Source organism: Staphylococcus sp. AntiMn-1 (assembly GCF_001663395.1).
Taxonomy (GTDB): domain Bacteria; phylum Bacillota; class Bacilli; order Staphylococcales; family Staphylococcaceae; genus Staphylococcus; species Staphylococcus equorum.
On sequence record NZ_CP012968.1, the window covers coordinates 2,172,189 to 2,189,904 of the forward strand.

General features: G+C 32.9%; 19 protein-coding genes. 14 read left to right on the top strand and 5 right to left on the bottom strand.

Annotated elements, in window-relative coordinates:
• Nucleotides 1–79 precede the first annotated feature (79 nt).
• The 10 genes from nikA to AOB58_RS10525 all read left to right on the top strand — a co-directional run bounded on the left by nikA (nucleotide 80) and on the right by AOB58_RS10525 (nucleotide 9,600).
• Nucleotides 80–1,558, top strand: coding sequence for a nickel ABC transporter substrate-binding protein (gene nikA / locus AOB58_RS10480; RefSeq protein ID WP_021339768.1), 1,479 nt, complete (start codon nucleotides 80–82; stop codon nucleotides 1,556–1,558).
• A complete protein-coding gene (gene nikB / locus AOB58_RS10485) occupies nucleotides 1,555–2,532 on the top strand; it encodes a nickel ABC transporter permease (protein WP_021339767.1) in 978 nt (325 codons plus the stop codon). Before nikA ends, nikB begins: the two co-directional genes overlap by 4 nt.
• The gene (nikC, locus tag AOB58_RS10490) at nucleotides 2,532–3,353 is read left to right on the top strand and encodes a nickel transporter permease (protein ID WP_002506596.1); all 822 of its coding nucleotides are present in this window, start codon (nucleotides 2,532–2,534) and stop codon (nucleotides 3,351–3,353) included. The genes nikB and nikC overlap by 1 nt, the downstream gene beginning before the upstream one ends.
• A complete protein-coding gene (locus tag AOB58_RS10495; RefSeq protein ID WP_021339766.1) occupies nucleotides 3,346–4,125 on the top strand; it encodes an ATP-binding cassette domain-containing protein in 780 nt (259 codons plus the stop codon). The genes nikC and AOB58_RS10495 overlap by 8 nt, the downstream gene beginning before the upstream one ends.
• Nucleotides 4,118–4,807, top strand: a complete 690-nt coding sequence (locus AOB58_RS10500) for an ABC transporter ATP-binding protein (RefSeq protein WP_021339765.1) — start codon at nucleotides 4,118–4,120, stop codon at nucleotides 4,805–4,807. Before AOB58_RS10495 ends, AOB58_RS10500 begins: the two co-directional genes overlap by 8 nt.
• 131 nt (nucleotides 4,808–4,938) lie before the next feature.
• Nucleotides 4,939–5,856, top strand: a complete 918-nt coding sequence (locus AOB58_RS10505; RefSeq protein WP_002511560.1) for an ABC transporter substrate-binding protein — start codon at nucleotides 4,939–4,941, stop codon at nucleotides 5,854–5,856.
• Between the two features lie 416 nt (nucleotides 5,857–6,272).
• Nucleotides 6,273–7,739 (top strand): ribosomal protection-like ABC-F family protein, encoded by a 1,467-nt coding sequence (gene abc-f, locus AOB58_RS10510; protein WP_064783399.1) that lies wholly within the window; start codon nucleotides 6,273–6,275, stop codon nucleotides 7,737–7,739.
• 59 nt (nucleotides 7,740–7,798) lie between these two features.
• Nucleotides 7,799–8,209, top strand: coding sequence for a MarR family winged helix-turn-helix transcriptional regulator (locus AOB58_RS10515; protein WP_002506600.1), 411 nt, complete (start codon nucleotides 7,799–7,801; stop codon nucleotides 8,207–8,209).
• 143 nt (nucleotides 8,210–8,352) lie between these two features.
• The gene (locus AOB58_RS10520; protein WP_021339763.1) at nucleotides 8,353–8,733 is read left to right on the top strand and encodes a VOC family protein; all 381 of its coding nucleotides are present in this window, start codon (nucleotides 8,353–8,355) and stop codon (nucleotides 8,731–8,733) included.
• A 57-nt stretch (nucleotides 8,734–8,790) separates the two neighbouring features.
• On the top strand, nucleotides 8,791–9,600 hold the full coding sequence (locus AOB58_RS10525) for a Cof-type HAD-IIB family hydrolase (RefSeq protein ID WP_002506602.1): 810 nt from the start codon (nucleotides 8,791–8,793) through the stop codon (nucleotides 9,598–9,600).
• Between the two features lie 95 nt (nucleotides 9,601–9,695).
• Here the strand turns inward: AOB58_RS10525 and AOB58_RS10530 are convergent, their stop codons facing one another.
• Entirely contained in the window at nucleotides 9,696–10,118 is a 423-nt protein-coding gene (locus AOB58_RS10530; RefSeq protein WP_002506603.1) for a universal stress protein, read from the bottom strand.
• A 77-nt stretch (nucleotides 10,119–10,195) separates the two neighbouring features.
• The gene (locus AOB58_RS10535) at nucleotides 10,196–11,260 is read right to left on the bottom strand and encodes a quinone-dependent dihydroorotate dehydrogenase (RefSeq protein ID WP_021339762.1); all 1,065 of its coding nucleotides are present in this window, start codon (nucleotides 11,258–11,260) and stop codon (nucleotides 10,196–10,198) included.
• Between the two features lie 249 nt (nucleotides 11,261–11,509).
• Between AOB58_RS10535 and AOB58_RS10540 the strand changes: the two genes are divergently transcribed.
• Nucleotides 11,510–12,367, top strand: coding sequence for a fructosamine kinase family protein (locus AOB58_RS10540; RefSeq protein WP_002506605.1), 858 nt, complete (start codon nucleotides 11,510–11,512; stop codon nucleotides 12,365–12,367).
• A gap of 105 nt (nucleotides 12,368–12,472) precedes the next feature.
• Here the strand turns inward: AOB58_RS10540 and AOB58_RS10545 are convergent, their stop codons facing one another.
• Together AOB58_RS10545 and AOB58_RS10550 are read right to left on the bottom strand one after the other, a co-directional pair.
• A complete protein-coding gene (locus tag AOB58_RS10545) occupies nucleotides 12,473–12,706 on the bottom strand; it encodes a DUF896 domain-containing protein (protein ID WP_002506606.1) in 234 nt (77 codons plus the stop codon).
• Nucleotides 12,690–13,661, bottom strand: coding sequence for an LLM class oxidoreductase (locus AOB58_RS10550; protein ID WP_002506607.1), 972 nt, complete (start codon nucleotides 13,659–13,661; stop codon nucleotides 12,690–12,692). The genes AOB58_RS10545 and AOB58_RS10550 overlap by 17 nt, the downstream gene beginning before the upstream one ends.
• Before the next feature lie 314 nt (nucleotides 13,662–13,975).
• Between AOB58_RS10550 and AOB58_RS10555 the strand changes: the two genes are divergently transcribed.
• Nucleotides 13,976–14,770: a trypsin-like serine peptidase gene (locus tag AOB58_RS10555; RefSeq protein ID WP_021339761.1), complete on the top strand. Its 795-nt coding sequence runs from the start codon at nucleotides 13,976–13,978 to the stop codon at nucleotides 14,768–14,770.
• A 64-nt stretch (nucleotides 14,771–14,834) separates the two neighbouring features.
• On the opposite strand, the gene AOB58_RS10560 is transcribed toward AOB58_RS10555, so the two are convergent.
• A complete protein-coding gene (locus AOB58_RS10560; protein WP_021339760.1) occupies nucleotides 14,835–15,398 on the bottom strand; it encodes a TetR/AcrR family transcriptional regulator in 564 nt (187 codons plus the stop codon).
• Nucleotides 15,399–15,791: 393 nt separating this feature from the next.
• Between AOB58_RS10560 and AOB58_RS10565 the strand changes: the two genes are divergently transcribed.
• Both AOB58_RS10565 and AOB58_RS10570 read left to right on the top strand, forming a co-directional pair.
• Complete coding sequence (locus tag AOB58_RS10565; protein WP_064783400.1) at nucleotides 15,792–16,730, top strand: nucleoside hydrolase; 939 nt, start codon at nucleotides 15,792–15,794, stop codon at nucleotides 16,728–16,730.
• A gap of 202 nt (nucleotides 16,731–16,932) precedes the next feature.
• Complete coding sequence (locus AOB58_RS10570) at nucleotides 16,933–17,514, top strand: M23 family metallopeptidase (RefSeq protein ID WP_021339758.1); 582 nt, start codon at nucleotides 16,933–16,935, stop codon at nucleotides 17,512–17,514.
• The last annotated feature ends 202 nt before the right edge of the window (nucleotides 17,515–17,716 follow it).

Consider the following 17,716-nt stretch of genomic DNA (forward strand, 5'->3'; position numbering starts at 1 on the left):
TTAACTCTATTGTTATAAGTTTTAAAATATAAATTTCTAATTGATTTTAAGAATGGTTTTTTAGAAAGAAGGAAAATAAATGAAAAGATTAGTGGTATTGTTTGCAACCGCAGCAATTACTTTAGCAGGATGTAGTGGATCTGGAAGTCAATCTAAAGAAAACACTTTGAACATTGAGTTACCTTTAAAAACAACTTCAATCGCCCCTTATGAAACCGATGTACCAGTGAAAATTGGCGCAGCAGAATCTTTGTTTAAAGCCTCCGCTGAAGGAAAAGTTCAAAAATTATTAGTTGAATCATATAATCAAAAGTCACCAACTCAACTCGATCTAAAAATAAAAGATGATATTAAATTCCAAAATGGTAAAAAAGTGACTGGTAAAGCAGTGAAATCTAGTTTGGAAGAAAGTATTGAGAAAAGTGACTTGGTAAAAGGATCTCTTCCTATTAAGGACATTCAAGTAGACGGACAAAATGTTACGATTACGACAAAAGAAGCATATCCTGAATTAGTTTCAGAGCTTGCCAGTCCATTTTCAGCGATCTATGATACGGAAGCAAAGGGCGATGTAAATAAAACCCCTGTTGGTACTGGACCATATCAAATTAAAGATTATAAGCAATCTCAAAAAATTAAATTAGATCAGAATAAAGACTACTGGCAAGGTAAACCGAAACTAGATCATATTAATGTTACTTATCAAGAAGATGGTAACGCACGTACGAGTGATTTAGACTCTGGGAAAGCAGATGTCATTACAGATGTACCTGTGGAAAAAGTAAAAACACTAAAAGAGAGTGATGAAACAAAAGTATCAAGTGTCTCAGGATTTAGAACAGGCTTACTCTTATATAACCATACAAGCGATAAGATGACGCAACCTGTACGCGAAGCACTCGATAAAGTAATAGATCGTGAAAGTATTGCAAAAAATGTGTCTAAAGGTCATGCTGAACCTGCAACTGGATCTTTCAATACAAAATTAGATTTTATAGAGAATCGACAAGTGCAGAAACAAGATATAGATAAAGCGAAGCAAATAATGGAAGAAGAAGGCTATACAAAAGAACATCCATTACAATTAACAGTTTCAACATATAATGGACGTCCAGAACTTCCGAAAATTGCACAAGTTATCCAATCAGATGCTAAAAAAGCCAATATTGATATTAAATTACGTAATGTGGATGATATCCAAGGTTACCTAAAAGATAAAAGTCAGTGGGATGCATCACTTTATAGCTTTGGTACGATTCCAAGAGGAGACACTGGTTATTTCTTCAACCAAGCGTATAAACCACAAGGTGCGATTAACGCAGGTGATTATGATAATGACAAAGTGACTGCTTTAATAAATCAATTTAATAAAACAGTAGATACAAAAGAACGTCATCGTTTAACGAATGAAATTATTGATATAACTAGCAATGACTTAGCAAATAGCTATATTTCATATAATGATAATATCGTCGGTATGAGTAAAGATGTAGAAAACTTAAAAGCAACTCCTGAAGGCGTCTATCTCATCGATTATAAAGTGGATAAAAAACAATGATATTAAAAAATATACTTTCTAGAATTGGACAAATGATCATTGTATTGTTTGTCCTTTCTACTATCACTTTTATATTAATGAAACTTACGCCGGGAGACCCAGTCGACAAAATTTTACATTTAGATGTGGCTAACGTTTCAAGTGAACAAATTGAAGCTACCAAACAAAAATTAGGTTTAGACCAACCCGTAGTCATCCAATATATTCAATGGTTAGGACAAATTGTGCAGTTGAATTTTGGTACGAGTTATCAAACAGGCGAGCCTGTAATCAATGAATTAATTTATTATACGCCACCTACAGCATTCATTGCTATTTTGACTATCATTATCGTTTTTATTGTAGCAGTGCCATTAGGTATTATTGCAGCGAAATACTATCATACTTGGATTGATACATTGATCCGCACAGTGACATCTTTTACTGTTAGTATACCTTCATTCTTTTTAGGAACTTTATTGATTTATGTATTCGCACAAAAACTCAACTTACTTCCATCATCTGGATTAGATTCGTTAGCAGGCTACGTATTACCTGTGATAGCACTGAGCATAGGTATGAGTGCCTATTATGTCAGATTAATGCGTTCTAATTTAGTAGAACTGTACCAATCTAAAGAAGTAGAAGCGGCTCGACTCAGAGGGATGTCTGAACGTTATATTTTATGGAAAGACTTGTTTAAGCCTGCTATTATACCGGTCGTTACAGTATTGGGTATGTCTATAGGCAGTCTTATTGGCGGCACAGTCGTTATTGAAAACTTATTTAGTATACCAGGTATTGGTCATTTCCTAGTCGATAGTATTAGAGCAAGGGATTATCCTGTTGTGCAAGGTGCAGTTCTTATGATTGGTTTCCTTGTCGTTCTTGCTAACACAATCAGTGACTTATTGTTATTATGGCTAGATCCAAAACGTCGATACAATAAAAATCGTAAAAAGACTAAAGTAGAGCGTCAGGACGGTGAGATGTAATGAAACATATTAATAAACACAATCTCATTTTCTATGGTTTTTCTTTCTATCTCATCGTCATTATAATAGCGCAATTTTTTGTTTCAACTAACAGTGCGTTAGAAGTGCATTTAGGTAATGCTTTGGAAACGCCAAGTTTGACTCATTGGTTAGGGACAGATGATTATGGTAGAGATTTATTATCACGAGTTATCGTTGGGGCAAGGTATACTTTACTCATTAGTTTAATTACATTACTCGTTACGGTAATTATTGGTGTTCCACTTGGTCTTTTAGCCGGTTACAAAAAGGGAATCGTCGATACAGTGATTATGCGTTTAATTGACATTGGACTAAGCATTCCAGAATTTGTATTGATGATTGCATTTGCCAGCTTTTTTAAACCGAGTATTTGGAATTTAGTCATCGCCATTACAATAATTAAATGGATGACATATACAAGACTTACGCGTTCTGTAATAAGCAGTGAAATGATGAAACCTTATATACAAATGGCTAAGTTATTTAATGTGCCAACGCGTACAATTATTTGGAAACATTTTTTACCACAAGTTACGCCATCTATTATTGTGCTGATGACTGTTGATTTTGGTAAAATTATTCTTTATATTTCATCATTATCCTTTTTAGGGCTAGGCGCACAACCACCTTCACCTGAATGGGGAGCAATGCTTAATGCTGGACGTGACTATATTAGCTCTTATCCATTACTATTAATTGTCCCAGCAACTTTAATTACACTAACAATTTTATTATTCAATTTAGCTGGTGATGCCTTAAGAGATAAATTATTAAAAGGGAAGCGTGATTTGGATGACTAATATACTCGAGATATCCAATCTATCAATCAAAGATAATTCAGGTACTAAGCTCATTCATAATATCAACTTAGGACTTAAGCAAAGTAAAGTGAATGTCCTAGTTGGTGAAAGTGGTTCAGGTAAAAGTTTAACTGCCAAAGCACTCGTTCAACGTGTACCACGTACATTAGATATGGAATTTGATGGATTACGTTACAAAAACCAAAGTGTCAGAGATATGCATACTTTATTAGGCAAAGATATCGGTTTTATTTCTCAAGACTATACACACAGCTTTAATGATCATACAAAACTGGGTAAACAACTTATGGCTATTTACAGAATGCACTATAAAGTTAAGAAAGCAGTGGCAAAGCAGTTTGTCATCAAAGCATTACAATGGGTAGATTTAGTACCTGACCAAGTCATGGACCGCTACTGCTTTAGCTTGTCTGGAGGACAACTTGCTAGGGTACAAATTGCGAGTGTTCTGATGTTAAATCCAGAAGTCATTATCGCTGATGAACCAACCTCATCATTAGATGCGATAACGGGTTATAATGTAATGAACTTAATTAAACATTTAGCGGAAGTGCATCAAGTAACTTTATTAATTATCACACATAATTTATCACACGTTTTAGATTTTAGTGACTGGATTCATGTGATACGTCACGGAGAAATGATAGATTCTAATCATGTTCAAGCCTTTAAAAATCACAATGTAAAACCCTATAGCCTGGAGTTATTTAATTCCCGTAGTCAGCTAAGAAGGGAGAATGCTTATGATTGAATTAACAGGAATAAATTTTAAATATGATCAAGATCCTATTTTAACTAATATTAACCTGACTATAAAAGCGGATGAAATTATTGGTATCGTAGGTGAAAGTGGTTCCGGAAAAACAACTTTAGCGCATCTTATGCTAGGTTTACTTCAACCGACCGAAGGACAAATCATCACACATGGATTAACATTATTACCTATATTTCAGCATGCATATGATAGTTTTAATCCGAAATTTAATATGGGGAAATCCTTAGCAGAACCTATACAGTATTATAAAGGTACGGTTATGAGTGATGTACATCGAAGAATGAAAGCAATGATGACATATATGGACCTAGATACTAAGTTGTTGGATAGGTTACCTGATGAATTAAGTGGTGGCCAATTACAGCGATTTAATACAATCCGTACACTTATGTTGGAACCAGATATGCTTCTATGTGACGAAATCACAGCCAGCTTAGATGTTATTGCAGAACAAAAAATGATAGAAGTGCTGAAAGATTATCATCACAGAACACAAAAAGGCATGTTGATGATTTCTCATGATATTGCCTTTTTAAATCATTTGGTTGAAAGAGTTATTGTAATGAAAAATGGCATCATTGTAGACGATTTTAATGTAGAGAATTTATTTAGTAATCAACGACATGAATATACAAAACAGTTACTTTCTATATATTAAGAAAGTGGCTGTTTATTTATATAACATCTACAATCATTTAGAATTTCAAATAGTAATTCTTTATATATTATTGTGTTTAATACAACTTCCTGTACAATTTAAAATACGATAAAAAAAGGGGACATAAAACAATGAAGAAACTATTATTACCTTTGTTAGTGTTGGTGCTTGTACTTGCAGCGTGTAGCAATGGCTCAGAAGACAAGTCGTCTAAAAAAGATAGCGAAAAAACAACTTACAAACAAGACTCAGGAGATAAAGTGAAAATACCTAAAAATCCTAAGCGTATTGTCGTTTTAGGGGCAACATATGCAGGTGGTTTAAAACAACTTGATGCGAATATTGTAGGAGTTGCGAATATCGTTGATGACAGTAAAGTATTAAAAGAAAAATTTAAAGATGTGGAGAAGGTAGATGCTGAAAATGTAGAAAGCGTCGCGAAACTCAAACCAGATTTAATCATTACTTATAATACAGATAAAAACTTGAAAAAAATGAAAAAAATAGCACCAACTGTTGCCTTTGATTATGCAAAACATGATTATAAAGAACAGCACCTAGAGCTAGGGAAAATTGTTGGCAAAGAAGATAAAGCAAAAAAATGGGTTGAAGACTGGGAGCAAAAAACAAAAGATGATGGTAAAGAAATCAAAGATGCCATTGGAGCAGATACAACAGTGTCTATCATCAAAGATTTTGATAAAAAAATCTATGCGCTAGGTAAAACATATGGTCACGGTAGTGAGATTTTATACGACTCATTTGGGTTGAAAATGCCAGAGACAGTAGAAAAAGCAACAAAAGAAAATGATTTAGCTGATATCTCAGAAGAAGAGCTTCCTAAAATGGCTGGCGATTATGTTGTGACTCCTGTAGCAAAAGGGTCTGACTTATCATTTGAAAATAAAGAAATTTGGAAAAATACTGAAGCGGTACAAAACAATCATACATTTAAAGTAGACGAAGGCATTTATTGGTTAAATGATCCGTATTCATTAGAATATGAACGTAAAGATTTAAAAGAGAAATTATTAAATAGCAATTCATAGTGAGCTGAACATACTGCGAGGACTTTTTATTTATAAAGCCTTCCAGTATGTTTTTTTATTAAAAAGTAAGTGACTACCGCTATCTTGATGAATCTATTCAAATGTGTATTGAAAATAAATAATCAAGATGTTACAGTAAATGCAATATATAAAGACAAGGAGGATTAAAATGACAGCTTCTATGAGACTTCGCTAGAACCTTTTTGAATCATAAACACAATAAATTCAAAAAGGTACAGTTCACGCCACATTCTCATAGGGTGAAGTATGTCATTTTTTCCTAATAAGAAGATAATGTATTAAGAGAGTACTATCACGTAAAGATAGTGTCATAAATATATTATGTGAGTGAGATAGGAGAAACCTGTCTTATTTTTTTGCGTGCACTTCCTTTTATTAATAAGGAGTGTATATCAATGATGGAATATACAATTAAATTTAATCAAATAACACACAAATTAACAGATTTTCGTTCTATAGAAATCGAAGCGCTACATGCTTATCAATTTGAAAAAATTGCATTAATCGGAGCAAATGGTACAGGTAAAACAACAATATTAAATATGATAAATCAAACTATTAAACCTGATTTAGGTACAATTGAAGTCAATGATGAAATGCAATATTTTAAACAACTTAGTATGGAGATAGATAGTGATTTTAACCAATTAAAAGGTGATGTGTTAAGTCAACTTAATCTACCAATGCATACGACAGATAAAATGAGTGGTGGAGAAAAAGCAAAGTATAAGTTAGCTAATATTATATCAAATTATAGTCCCATTTTATTATTGGATGAGCCAACAAATCATTTGGATAAAAATGGAATTGACTATTTAGCTGATACTTTAAAATATTACTATGGGACATTAATAATGGTTACGCATAATAGAGCGCTTATAGATGACATTGTAGATACAATTTGGGAAATACAAAATGATGGCACAATAAGGGTATTTAAAGGGAATTATAGTCAATATCATGCTCAATTAGAGCAAGAATATATTGAACATAGTCGTCAGTATCAACAATATCAAAGTGAGAAAACTAGACTAACCAAAGCCAGTGAAGAAAAGCATAAACAAGCACAAAAATATGGGAAAGCAACATCTAAACAAAAGAACAAAAGTATTAAACCAGACAGATATAGTGCTTCTAAACAAAAAGATACAGTCGAGAAAGCAGCACAGAAACAGGCGAAACATATAGAAAAGCGATTAGAACAAATCGAAGAAATTGAACGACCTAAACAGCAATATGATTTTCAATTTCCTCAAAGTAAAGTTTATGAAGTGCATAATAATTATCCAATTATTGCTCAAAACTTCACATTAACACGCGAAGGTATCCCGCTCCTTAACGATACACGATTTCAAATTTCATATGGTTGTAACATTGCAATTATTGGTGATAATGGAGTAGGTAAAACTTCTTTGTTTGAAGCGATATATCATCAAGAAAAAGGTATTGATTGTTCACCAAAAGTGCGTATGGCCTATTATCGTCAACTTAGTTATGAAGCAATGCGAGATGTTTCACTTTTACAATTTTTAATGGAAGAAACAGATACGCAAGAACACTTTGCTCGAGCTATATTAAATAACTTAGGATTAAATGAGGCGCTTGAGCGTTCCTGTAAAGTTCTAAGTGGTGGTGAAAGAACAAAATTATCTTTAGCTGTGTTATTTTCTACTAAAGCTAATATGTTAATCTTAGATGAACCCACTAATTTTTTAGATATAAAAACATTAGAAGCATTGGAATTATTTATGAATGCTTATCCGGGTATCATTTTATTCACTTCTCATGATGCAAAGTTCGTTGAAAATGTTGCAGATAAAAAATGGGAATTAACAAAACAATCAATCTATGATGTAACGTAAAGCTATAAAATAAACAGCAGAATAAATATAGATGGTAGAGAAGTATTGGGGGATGTTATATGGAACAACAGCAAAAAATAAATAATTGGATTGAAATGACAAAATATGTACACTACACAGAATCATTAATAGAAAAAACGTTAAAACAACAATATCATTTAAGTTTAAAAGAATTTTATGTACTATACGAAATTTTTACAGCAACAGGAAAAAAATATAAAATGAATGATTTAATTAAAATAGTAGATTTGAGTCAAAGTGCAATGTCGCGTTTAATCGTTAGGATAGAAAGAATGGATTGTCCGCTCGTTTTTAGACAAGAATGTGTTGAAGATCAACGCGCTATGTATATCTATCTAACTGAAGAAGGATTAACAATGACTAAAAAGGCGTTGAACACATATGAACAATTGATTGAAAAGATTGACCTATCGCATATTCGTAAGCTCACTCATATTAACGATGATTAATTCATTTAATTTTAGTTTTATAGTATAACCTAGGAAATAATCACAATGTAAGTGGATAACGGTTCTATAGTTTAAAGTAGGTGATTAACGCCCCCTATAGAGTGAGATATGATATGGTGAGTAAAAATAGAGGGCGTGTTAAAATGGATATACAATCGGCATGGCTAAATTTACCAGTAAAAGACCTTAAAGCAAGTGAAGCATTTTTTAGTGACATTGGCTTTAAAATTCAACAAAATGATGCTGTTTTGGATAAAATGAGAGGAATTCAAACGATCGATAATAAAATTATTATGCTTATTGAACGTAGCCAATTTAAAAAAGCATCTCAGCTTTCTAATATAGGCTCAAATGAAGCATTAGTTTCTATTTCTGTATCTCAGTCTCAAGATGTTGATGCATTATTAAATAAAGTTAAAGAAGCGGGTGGTAAAGTATTGCAGAGCGGTACGATGTTAGAAGGGTTTTATGGTGGTTTGTTTAGTGACATAGATGGCCATTTATTTAATATTATTGTGATGTAAAGTAAGTAGTAACATATATTGTTAGGGTTGATAACGAATTTGGAAGGATGTATACCGATGATAAAAGCAATTGCAGTAGATAAAGATGGAACGTTATTTAAATCCAATCATACCTTTGATGAAATATATTTTGAAAAAATATTTGAAGGAATAACAAAACGTAATATCAAATTTATTGTAGCAAGTGGTAATCAATATGCCCAATTACGATCATATTTCCCAGGCAAGGAAGCACAAATTACGTATGTAGCAGAAAATGGCGCCGTTACTTATGTTGATGATACATTAGTGTCTTCTTCACATTTTGATCAACAACTTACCTTTGATATTCTGCAGACAATTATGGTGGATTATAATATCTCTGATGTTATAGTAAGTGGGATTAAATCAGCATATGTTAAAAGTGATTGTAGCGATGAATTTATGAATTTTATTACTAACTATTACTACGATATTGAAAAAGTTGAAAACTTTAGTGATATCAAAGATGACCAGTTTGTTAAAGTGGCAATGAGAATCAAAGATGACAATATCGTAAATCAAGTGAAAACTGGTTTGGAAAGTGAATATGCACATGAAATACGAGCCGTGACAAGTGGTGCTGAGAGTGTGGATCTTATTTTACCTGGAGTGAATAAAGGTGTAGCGATTCAAGCACTTTTAAACCAGTGGGGCATAGAGCAAGACGAATTATTAGCTTTTGGAGATGCTAATAATGACTTAGAAATGCTAGCATTGACCACACATAGTTATGCTATGGCGAAATGTAGCCCAGAACTTGAAAAAATAGCTCAACACCGCGCACCATCTAATGATGAATCTGGTGTATTACAAGTAATTGAGAGATACTTAAAGCAACAGGATTAAGTATCAATATAAGTCGAAAATAATTGCAAAGCATTCTAAATAAAATAAAGGAAGCTTCCAAGATTTAGTTGGAGGCTTCCTTATTTATATGCCTATTATTTTATAATTAATACAGGAAGATTCGCGCTGTTGGCAATTTTATGAGTGACATTCCCAAGAACATTTTTAATGTCTGGTTTTGCACGTTTATTACTCATGACGATAATGTCATATTTATTTTCTTCAACTTCTTGCAGAATAGATTGCTTGATGTATCCTGTACTAAATCTCACGCGAACATTTAAACCGAGATTTTCTAATTTTTGAACAAATGGATCTAGTTTTTTGCCTTTTTCGTTCGCTAATTCTTCAAAATGTTTACCATCATAGCGTACTGAGGTTTGTAAGTCACCTTCAGAAATAACATTGAAAATTGTAATTTCAGCGTCATCTACGCCAGCAGTTAAGTTTTGTAATTCTTGCGGAACGTTATCGAATGTGTTGCCAAAGTCATAAGCTAATAGTATTTTCTTGTACATAATAGCGCCTCCTTTATTATTTACATACCCTAATAAAGATAATGTAATATGATTTTAAATTAAACAATTACTGAATTTTATACGTCTAACCCTATAATATCATTTATATGCTCATAACCTTCTGTTTTAAGGTATTTTGCCAAGTTTTTATTTAATTTTTTAGTTAGTCCTGGTCCTTCAAATACTAAAGCACTATAAAGTTGTACGAGCGAAGCGCCATGACGCATCATTGTAATGACGTCACTGGTATTAAATATACCCCCAGTACCAATAATTAAGAACTGACCATTTGTTTGTTTATAGGCATAAGAAATGAGTTCTAGATTACGTTCAAATAGCGGTCTACCACTTAAACCACCAGTTTCATGCTGATTGTCAGAATGTAACTGTTCACGTTTTTGAGTGGTATTAGCTAAAATAATGCCATCAAAAGTTTCAACGATAGGGTCCAACATACGACCTAAACTATCTAAATCAAGATCTGAAGTCAGCTTGATAAAAATAGGCACGTTGACATTGTGACTGTCTTTATATGATTGAATTGCGGAACAAAGTTGTGAGAATTCATCTTTGTCATGGAAGCTTTGTAAATTTTTAGTGTTAGGTGAGCTAATATTCACAGTAAAAAAAGTTACATCATTTCTAAATGTATCGATTACTTTTATATAATCTTGATAACGTGATTCATAATCAGTAAATTTATTCACACCCACATTCAAACCTATAGGTACTTGATAGCTATATTTACGTAGGTTACTAAGTGCCTTGTTCATACCTAAATTGTTGAAGCCCATACGGTTAATTAAAGCGTTATCCTCAACTAATCGGTACATACGTGGTTTTGGATTACCAGGCTGTGGTTTAGGTGTAACACCTCCGAGTTCTATAGCACCAAACCCTGCTTTCTCTAAAGCTTTAGGAACTTCACAAGATTTATCGAAGCCTGCTGCAAGACCAATAGGATTGTCAAAATGAATACCATGAATTTCTTGATGTAGGGCTGTATGCTCATAATGAAATAACTGTTCGATGACTGGTAATAATTTAGAATGTTTTTGTACGAATTTCAGTGCGTCAATAGTCATGCCATGTGCTTTTTCAGGGTCATATTGAAATAAAATAGGTTTGATTAGTTTATACATGAGATTATCACTCCGTTAATCGAATTTTATATGTATTTAAGCCAAAAGTTAATTTATATTGTTGGCTATATTGAAAATGATGTCTTTAATAGACTAGCATTTTACTGAATATATGCCTAGAGTAAATCAAGATAATTTTAAGAAGTGTCACATAAAAAGTATGACAATAAGCATTATTGATTAAGATATGTTGAAAACGGTAATAATTAAGTAGCAATATTATAGCTTAATAGTTATGGAGGGGTACAAATGAAACAAGAATGGCAAGCACAACTTCCATTAAATCATATAGAATCTATATCTCCAGTTGGTGGTGGAGATGTGAATGAAGCATTTCAAGTAACAACACCAGATGAAACTTATTTTTTACTCGTGCAACGTAATCGTAATGAAGATTTCTTTGCAGCAGAAATTGCAGGTTTAAACCTTTTTGAACAAGCGCAAATTACTGCGCCAAAAGTGATTGGAAGCGGAAAAATTAATGAAGATGCTTATTTACTCTTAACCTTTTTAGATGAAGGCACAACTGGTAGCCAAAGAGAATTAGGACAGCTTGTTGCGAAAATGCATAGCCAACAACAATCATCAGGAAAATTTGGGTTTGATTTACCATATGAAGGTGGAGATATTTCATTTGATAATAGCTGGACAGATTCATGGATAACATTATTTGTGGAACGTCGTCTGGATCATTTAAAAGATGAATTATTGCGGTTGAAATTATGGACAGATAATGATGCTCAAACATATAAACGTGTACGTAAGGTCATTATAGATGCACTGAATAAGCATACGAGTAAACCTTCCTTATTGCATGGAGACTTATGGGGAGGCAATTATATGTTTTTAGAAAATGGTTCGCCTGCACTATTTGATCCGGCACCATTATATGGTGATAGAGAATTTGATTTAGGTATTACTACCGTGTTTGGTGGTTTTACACAATCATTTTATGATGAATATAATAAGCATTATCCATTGAGCGATGGTGCGGAGAAACGCTTAGAATTTTATAGACTTTATTTATTAATGGTACACTTAGTCAAATTTGGAAATATGTATGCGAGCAGTGTTGATCGTTCAATGCAACAAATTTTAAACGATTGATATAAGTAATTGCACTTTGTGAACCTCAGAAATATTAAACGGCTGTGCGCTTTGATATGAAAGTGCACAGCCGTTTTTGTGAATATTTATTATAAAGTTATCAATTTAATTTAAATCTAAAGTATTCATGTTTTCACGTAATTCATAGACTTTATCTGGCGTAATGTCTTCACCTAAAGGATCAACGACTTTCAAAGTTGAAAATGTGTTAACAACTTGTCCACGAATCATTTGTAAATATTCTTGTCTTAATACATGTTGTTCTTGTTTTTCTTCAATGCTCAATGTTTCAACTTTTTCTTTATTTGCTAGTATATTAATTCTATCTAATAGTGTCATAATTTTTTTCCTCCTGTAATTCATGAGGTGGAAAGTGTGGAATAATATAATTTCCAACCTCTGTTAATATATTTTTATAAGTTCTTTCATTTTCAACTAAGTGGAGCATAATATGATTCGTACCTATACGCTCATATGATTTTAATATTTTTATTAAAGTATTTCTACCTAAGCGATAACCACCTTTAATCGGTTTAACCAACTCATTTGGATTCACAGACAAATCGATAACAAGTGGATGCATAAAAGGTTTGAATACATCATTTTGATGCCAATCTAGTAATAATTTCTTTTGCTGCTGAAAATCTTGTGGGTAAAACATCCAGCCATCCATGTGTTTCTTTAGCCAAGACATATTTTGTTTTGAATAACCAGTAGCAAACATTGGAATATGCTTGTGTTTTGGTAATATTTGTAAACCGGCATCCTCGTATAATTCAAATATAGAATTTGAGATTTGCGGTGAATGTGTTTTCCATAAATCGTTTATAGAAGTTATCGCTGTTTGAAATTGTTCAGTTAAATGGTTTGTATTTACTTTAAAAGCTGGAAATTCGAATGATCGATCTCCTGTAGCAACGCCTAATAATAATCGCTCATTTGAAATCAAGTCAAGAGAAGTAGCAGCTTTCGCTATATGAATTGGATGACGTAATGTAGCAACAATACTAGATGTTCCGAGAGCGATTTTTGATGTCTTGGCGCTGAGATAAGTTAAAAATACAAACGGATCGTAGTTTGTCGTTACATTTCCTAAATGTGGGCTATAAAGCGGACTGTCCCGTACAAAAAGGCTCGTAAATCCAAGTGTTTCAGCGTATTGCGCTAAATCAACTTGATGTTCCAACGACAATGCGATGTGTTCAGAATTATCAAAAGGTAACGTTAAGCCTAACGTCAAATGACCCTGTTGAAAAGTCCGTTTGAAACCATTGTGTTTTTGAATTGTTGTCACGTCTATCCCTCCTAACTTTATTTAAGCAACAAGCATTATCTAACTAACACCTGTTGTTTAAATGCATTGTATTACGTTACGGAATATAAAGCAAACAACATGTTTATATATGTATCGTTTAAACAACATAAAGAGAAATGTGTTGTTTTGAAAATGATACTATTTTAGAAGATAGGGTATAACCTAAGAATATACTATTAAAAAAACTTATAAATTAAGGTGATATATTTTCAAAAACTAATATTATGATTTGATTATTTTTGGAAAATTCTTTAAATTTTAATAGTATAATATATTTTAATGGAGGGTTATTTATGTTTATAAGAAAAATGATAGGTAGTATAGCTTTTTCTTTAGTTATGTTATCTGCAATTGCACCATTTAGTAGTTCTGCAGCTACGGATACTCAAAATAACGATACGACGAATCAGCAAACACAAACACAACAAAATGATAATACGACCAATAGTCAGTCATCAGAAGTTATGCCGAGGGTCATATTACCTGATGAAGACAGAACACAAATTGAAAATACCACTACAGGCCATTACCAATCAGTAGGCTACATTAATATGGGAGACAATATAGCGACAGGCGTAGTCATCGATGAAAATACTGTATTAACAAATAAACATGTTGCTAATCTTTCAAACGGTGATATGACATTTGCACCTGCAGCTAAAAATGAAGGTTCATTTCCGTATGGTGAGTTTACTGAAAAAGATGTCCAAGCTTACCCTGGTCAAGAAGACTTAGTACTTGTACATTTTAATACTAACGATAAAGGACAGTCTGTAGGTGATGTCGTACAACCCGCAACAATCCAAGATGCATCAAGTGTTAGTAAAGGTGATCCTGTGACAGTAACTGGCTATCCGGGTGATAAATCGTTAGCTACAATGTGGGAAAGTAAGGGAGAAGTATTAACAAATAGCGGCACGCAACTTACATACGGTGCGAGTACATTTGGCGGTAACTCTGGTTCTGCAATCTTTAATGCGAATAATGAAGTAGTAGGATTACATTACGGTGGCGTAGAAGGTGAAAGTAATAATGGCGTCGCATTAACTGGTGATGTATTAGACTTTATTAATGAAAACAAAAAATAGTTTCTTGAAAAATTTTAAGCCTCTAGAACAAATAAGCATTGCTTTAGAGGCTTTTTTGTATGATTTATTTTAATACGTGACTCATAAACAAAGGAAGTGCTTTTTCGATATAGTTAAGTGCAGAAGTGTTGCTCGTATGAAACCAATGTTTAGCTGTGCCATATAGCCCCCACGATAAAAAGCGAGCACTTGTAGCTAAGGCTTCTCTATCTTCAGTTGGATGTTTTTGTACGATTAACGTTAAGAAAATATCTTCCAGTTCTTCTTTTACTCTCTTTTCAACTACTTCACCATATGCAGCACTATTTAATTTACATTCATTATGTGTTTCTTCAATATAACTCGTAATTGTGATAAACGTTTTGCATAATGTTTCTTCATTAAGTTCGGAAGCAAGGGTTAAGTTATCGTTTAAATTTTTAAGAATGGTTTCTGACAATGTATAGTCCATAATGTCATATTTATCATAAAAGTGAGCATAGAATGTAGCACGGTTTACAGTTGCGCGTTCAGTTATATCCTTCACTGTAATGGTTTGTAACTTCTTTTCTTTAGCAATGTCGCGAAAGGCATCCATCAATAATTTTTTTGTTCTGGTAATTCGTGGATCAACATGTGTTGTGGTCATTGACTTCACACCTCCTTAAATAAGTTGCAAATAAGATAATTTATACAAATTATCTGGCTTTAGTTCATGAATGTCAATATGCTTGATTTGTAATGAGTAAAAATAAATATAAAACGGCGTGCTTTAACATGAATTACATTGTTTCATAATTGGTTTATTACTATGGTTTTCGGTTTGAATATTGATTAGTTAATATTGTTACTACTATATTAAAAAGTAGTATGATAGAAATGTGGCAAGATTTCGAATTGGAGGATTAGAATACAGTAAGGTTTACGTAGAAGATTCTTGTTATAGCGAATTTTTGAATGAACTTTCAGTATTAGCTATTGTTTTAGTTTTGAGATTTGAAATGAGCAACATATCTAAAATATTTTGATTGGAGTGAAGCATATGACTAAAAAGATTATTATGGATTGTGATCCAGGACATGATGACGCAATTGCTTTAATTTTAGCTGGTGCAAAAAATAGCTCACTTGATGTCTTAGCAGTAACTACAGTGGCAGGTAATCAATCTGTTGAAAAAAATACAAAGAACGCATTGAATGTGCTCGAAGTTATGGGAAGAGGAGATATCAATGTCTCAGTTGGTGCAACACGTCCGTTAATTAAGCCAGCTTCATTTGCCTCCCAAATTCATGGCAATACTGGTTTGGATGGTCCGAAGTTACCTGAAGTGCCATCTCTTAAACCCACACCAGATCATGCTGCTGACGTCATTATTAAAACATTAAAGCAAAGTAAAGAACCAGTTACCATTGTTGCTACAGGACCGTTAACTAACATAGCAACTGCATTAATTAAAGATCCAAGCATCACGCAATATATCGATTCTATAACAATTATGGGCGGCGGCACATTTGGTAATTGGACGCCTAACGCGGAATTCAATATTTGGGTAGATGCTGAAGCGGCGAAACGAATCTTTGATAGTGGAGTGACAATTAATGTATTTGGACTAGATGTCACACACCAAGTATTAGCAACGGATGAAGTCATTAATCGCTTTAAGCGTATCGACAATCAAATTGCTAAATTTGTCGTTGAACTTTTAGAGTTTTTCAAATCAACATATAAAACACATTTTAATATGGATGGTGGCCCAATTCATGATGCTTGTACAATTTTGTATTTATTACAGCCAGACTTATTTACGATGCAACATACACACATAGATATTGAACACCAAAGTCCGCTTACATATGGGACGATGGCAGTCGATTTAAATGATATTACGCATAAAGAAAAAAATGCTTATTTCGCTACTGCAGTGGATGTAGAAAGCGTATGGAAACTAATGGAAAATATGCTTGGAAGTTATAGTGCTTAAAATAATATATAGCTTTAGGGTCGTTGAAGCATAATCTGAAATAAGTTGAATGAAAAAGTCAGTGTATAAACAATATACGATGACTTTTTTGTGACATCAAACTAAAGTATGAGCCGTTTTCAAGCTGTATGATTAGCGTATCAAAACTATAAAAAGTATACTAATATATCACAACTTAAATATAATAAAGGTGATTTGAATAGTGAAAAATACGATAAAAACAATTGTTTTACTTATTATTATTATAGTTCCGTTAACACTACTCATTATTAACATCGACGACATTCAAGACAGTATGAATAAAACTTTTACAGAAGAAAGCAGTAACGAGACTGATGAAGATAATGGTAACTCATTTAGCATGTTATTTGATGGAAGTAGAGAAACAGAAACATTTGGTGAATACGAGAGAAGTAATTTTGATGGTAAACATTATGGTATAGATTATCATTTACCTGAAGATACGCCTATAAAAGCTGCTTCAGACGGTACGGTAACACGCACATTTAATAACGAATTAGGTGGGAAAGTCTTACAAATTTCGGAAGCAAATGGTCAGTATCATCAATGGTATATGCATTTAAATGATTATAAGGTTGAAGTAGGTGACAAAGTGCAAGCTGGCGATGTCGTTGCACTTTCAGGCAATACTGGCGAACAAACCACAGGCGCTCATCTTCATTTCCAAAGAATGAATGGTGGCGTAGGTAATACGTATGCCGAAGATCCTAAATCATTTATAGAAAAACTGCCTGATGGCGAAAAAAGTTTATATAAAAAATAATAAAAAGTTTTGGTAATATGTTGCTAAAGCTCAGAACGTAGACAAATCAAATGCTGTAAAGGCATTTGATTTTTTTTAGATGTTTTTCCTTGAGACAATCTTTGTTCATTAATTTCAATGGCCAATTATGATTGGAAATGTAGGGAATATCTTTTCTCTAATTTAGTTATAGATTCAATTTTATTTGCGTTTGTCTTTACAT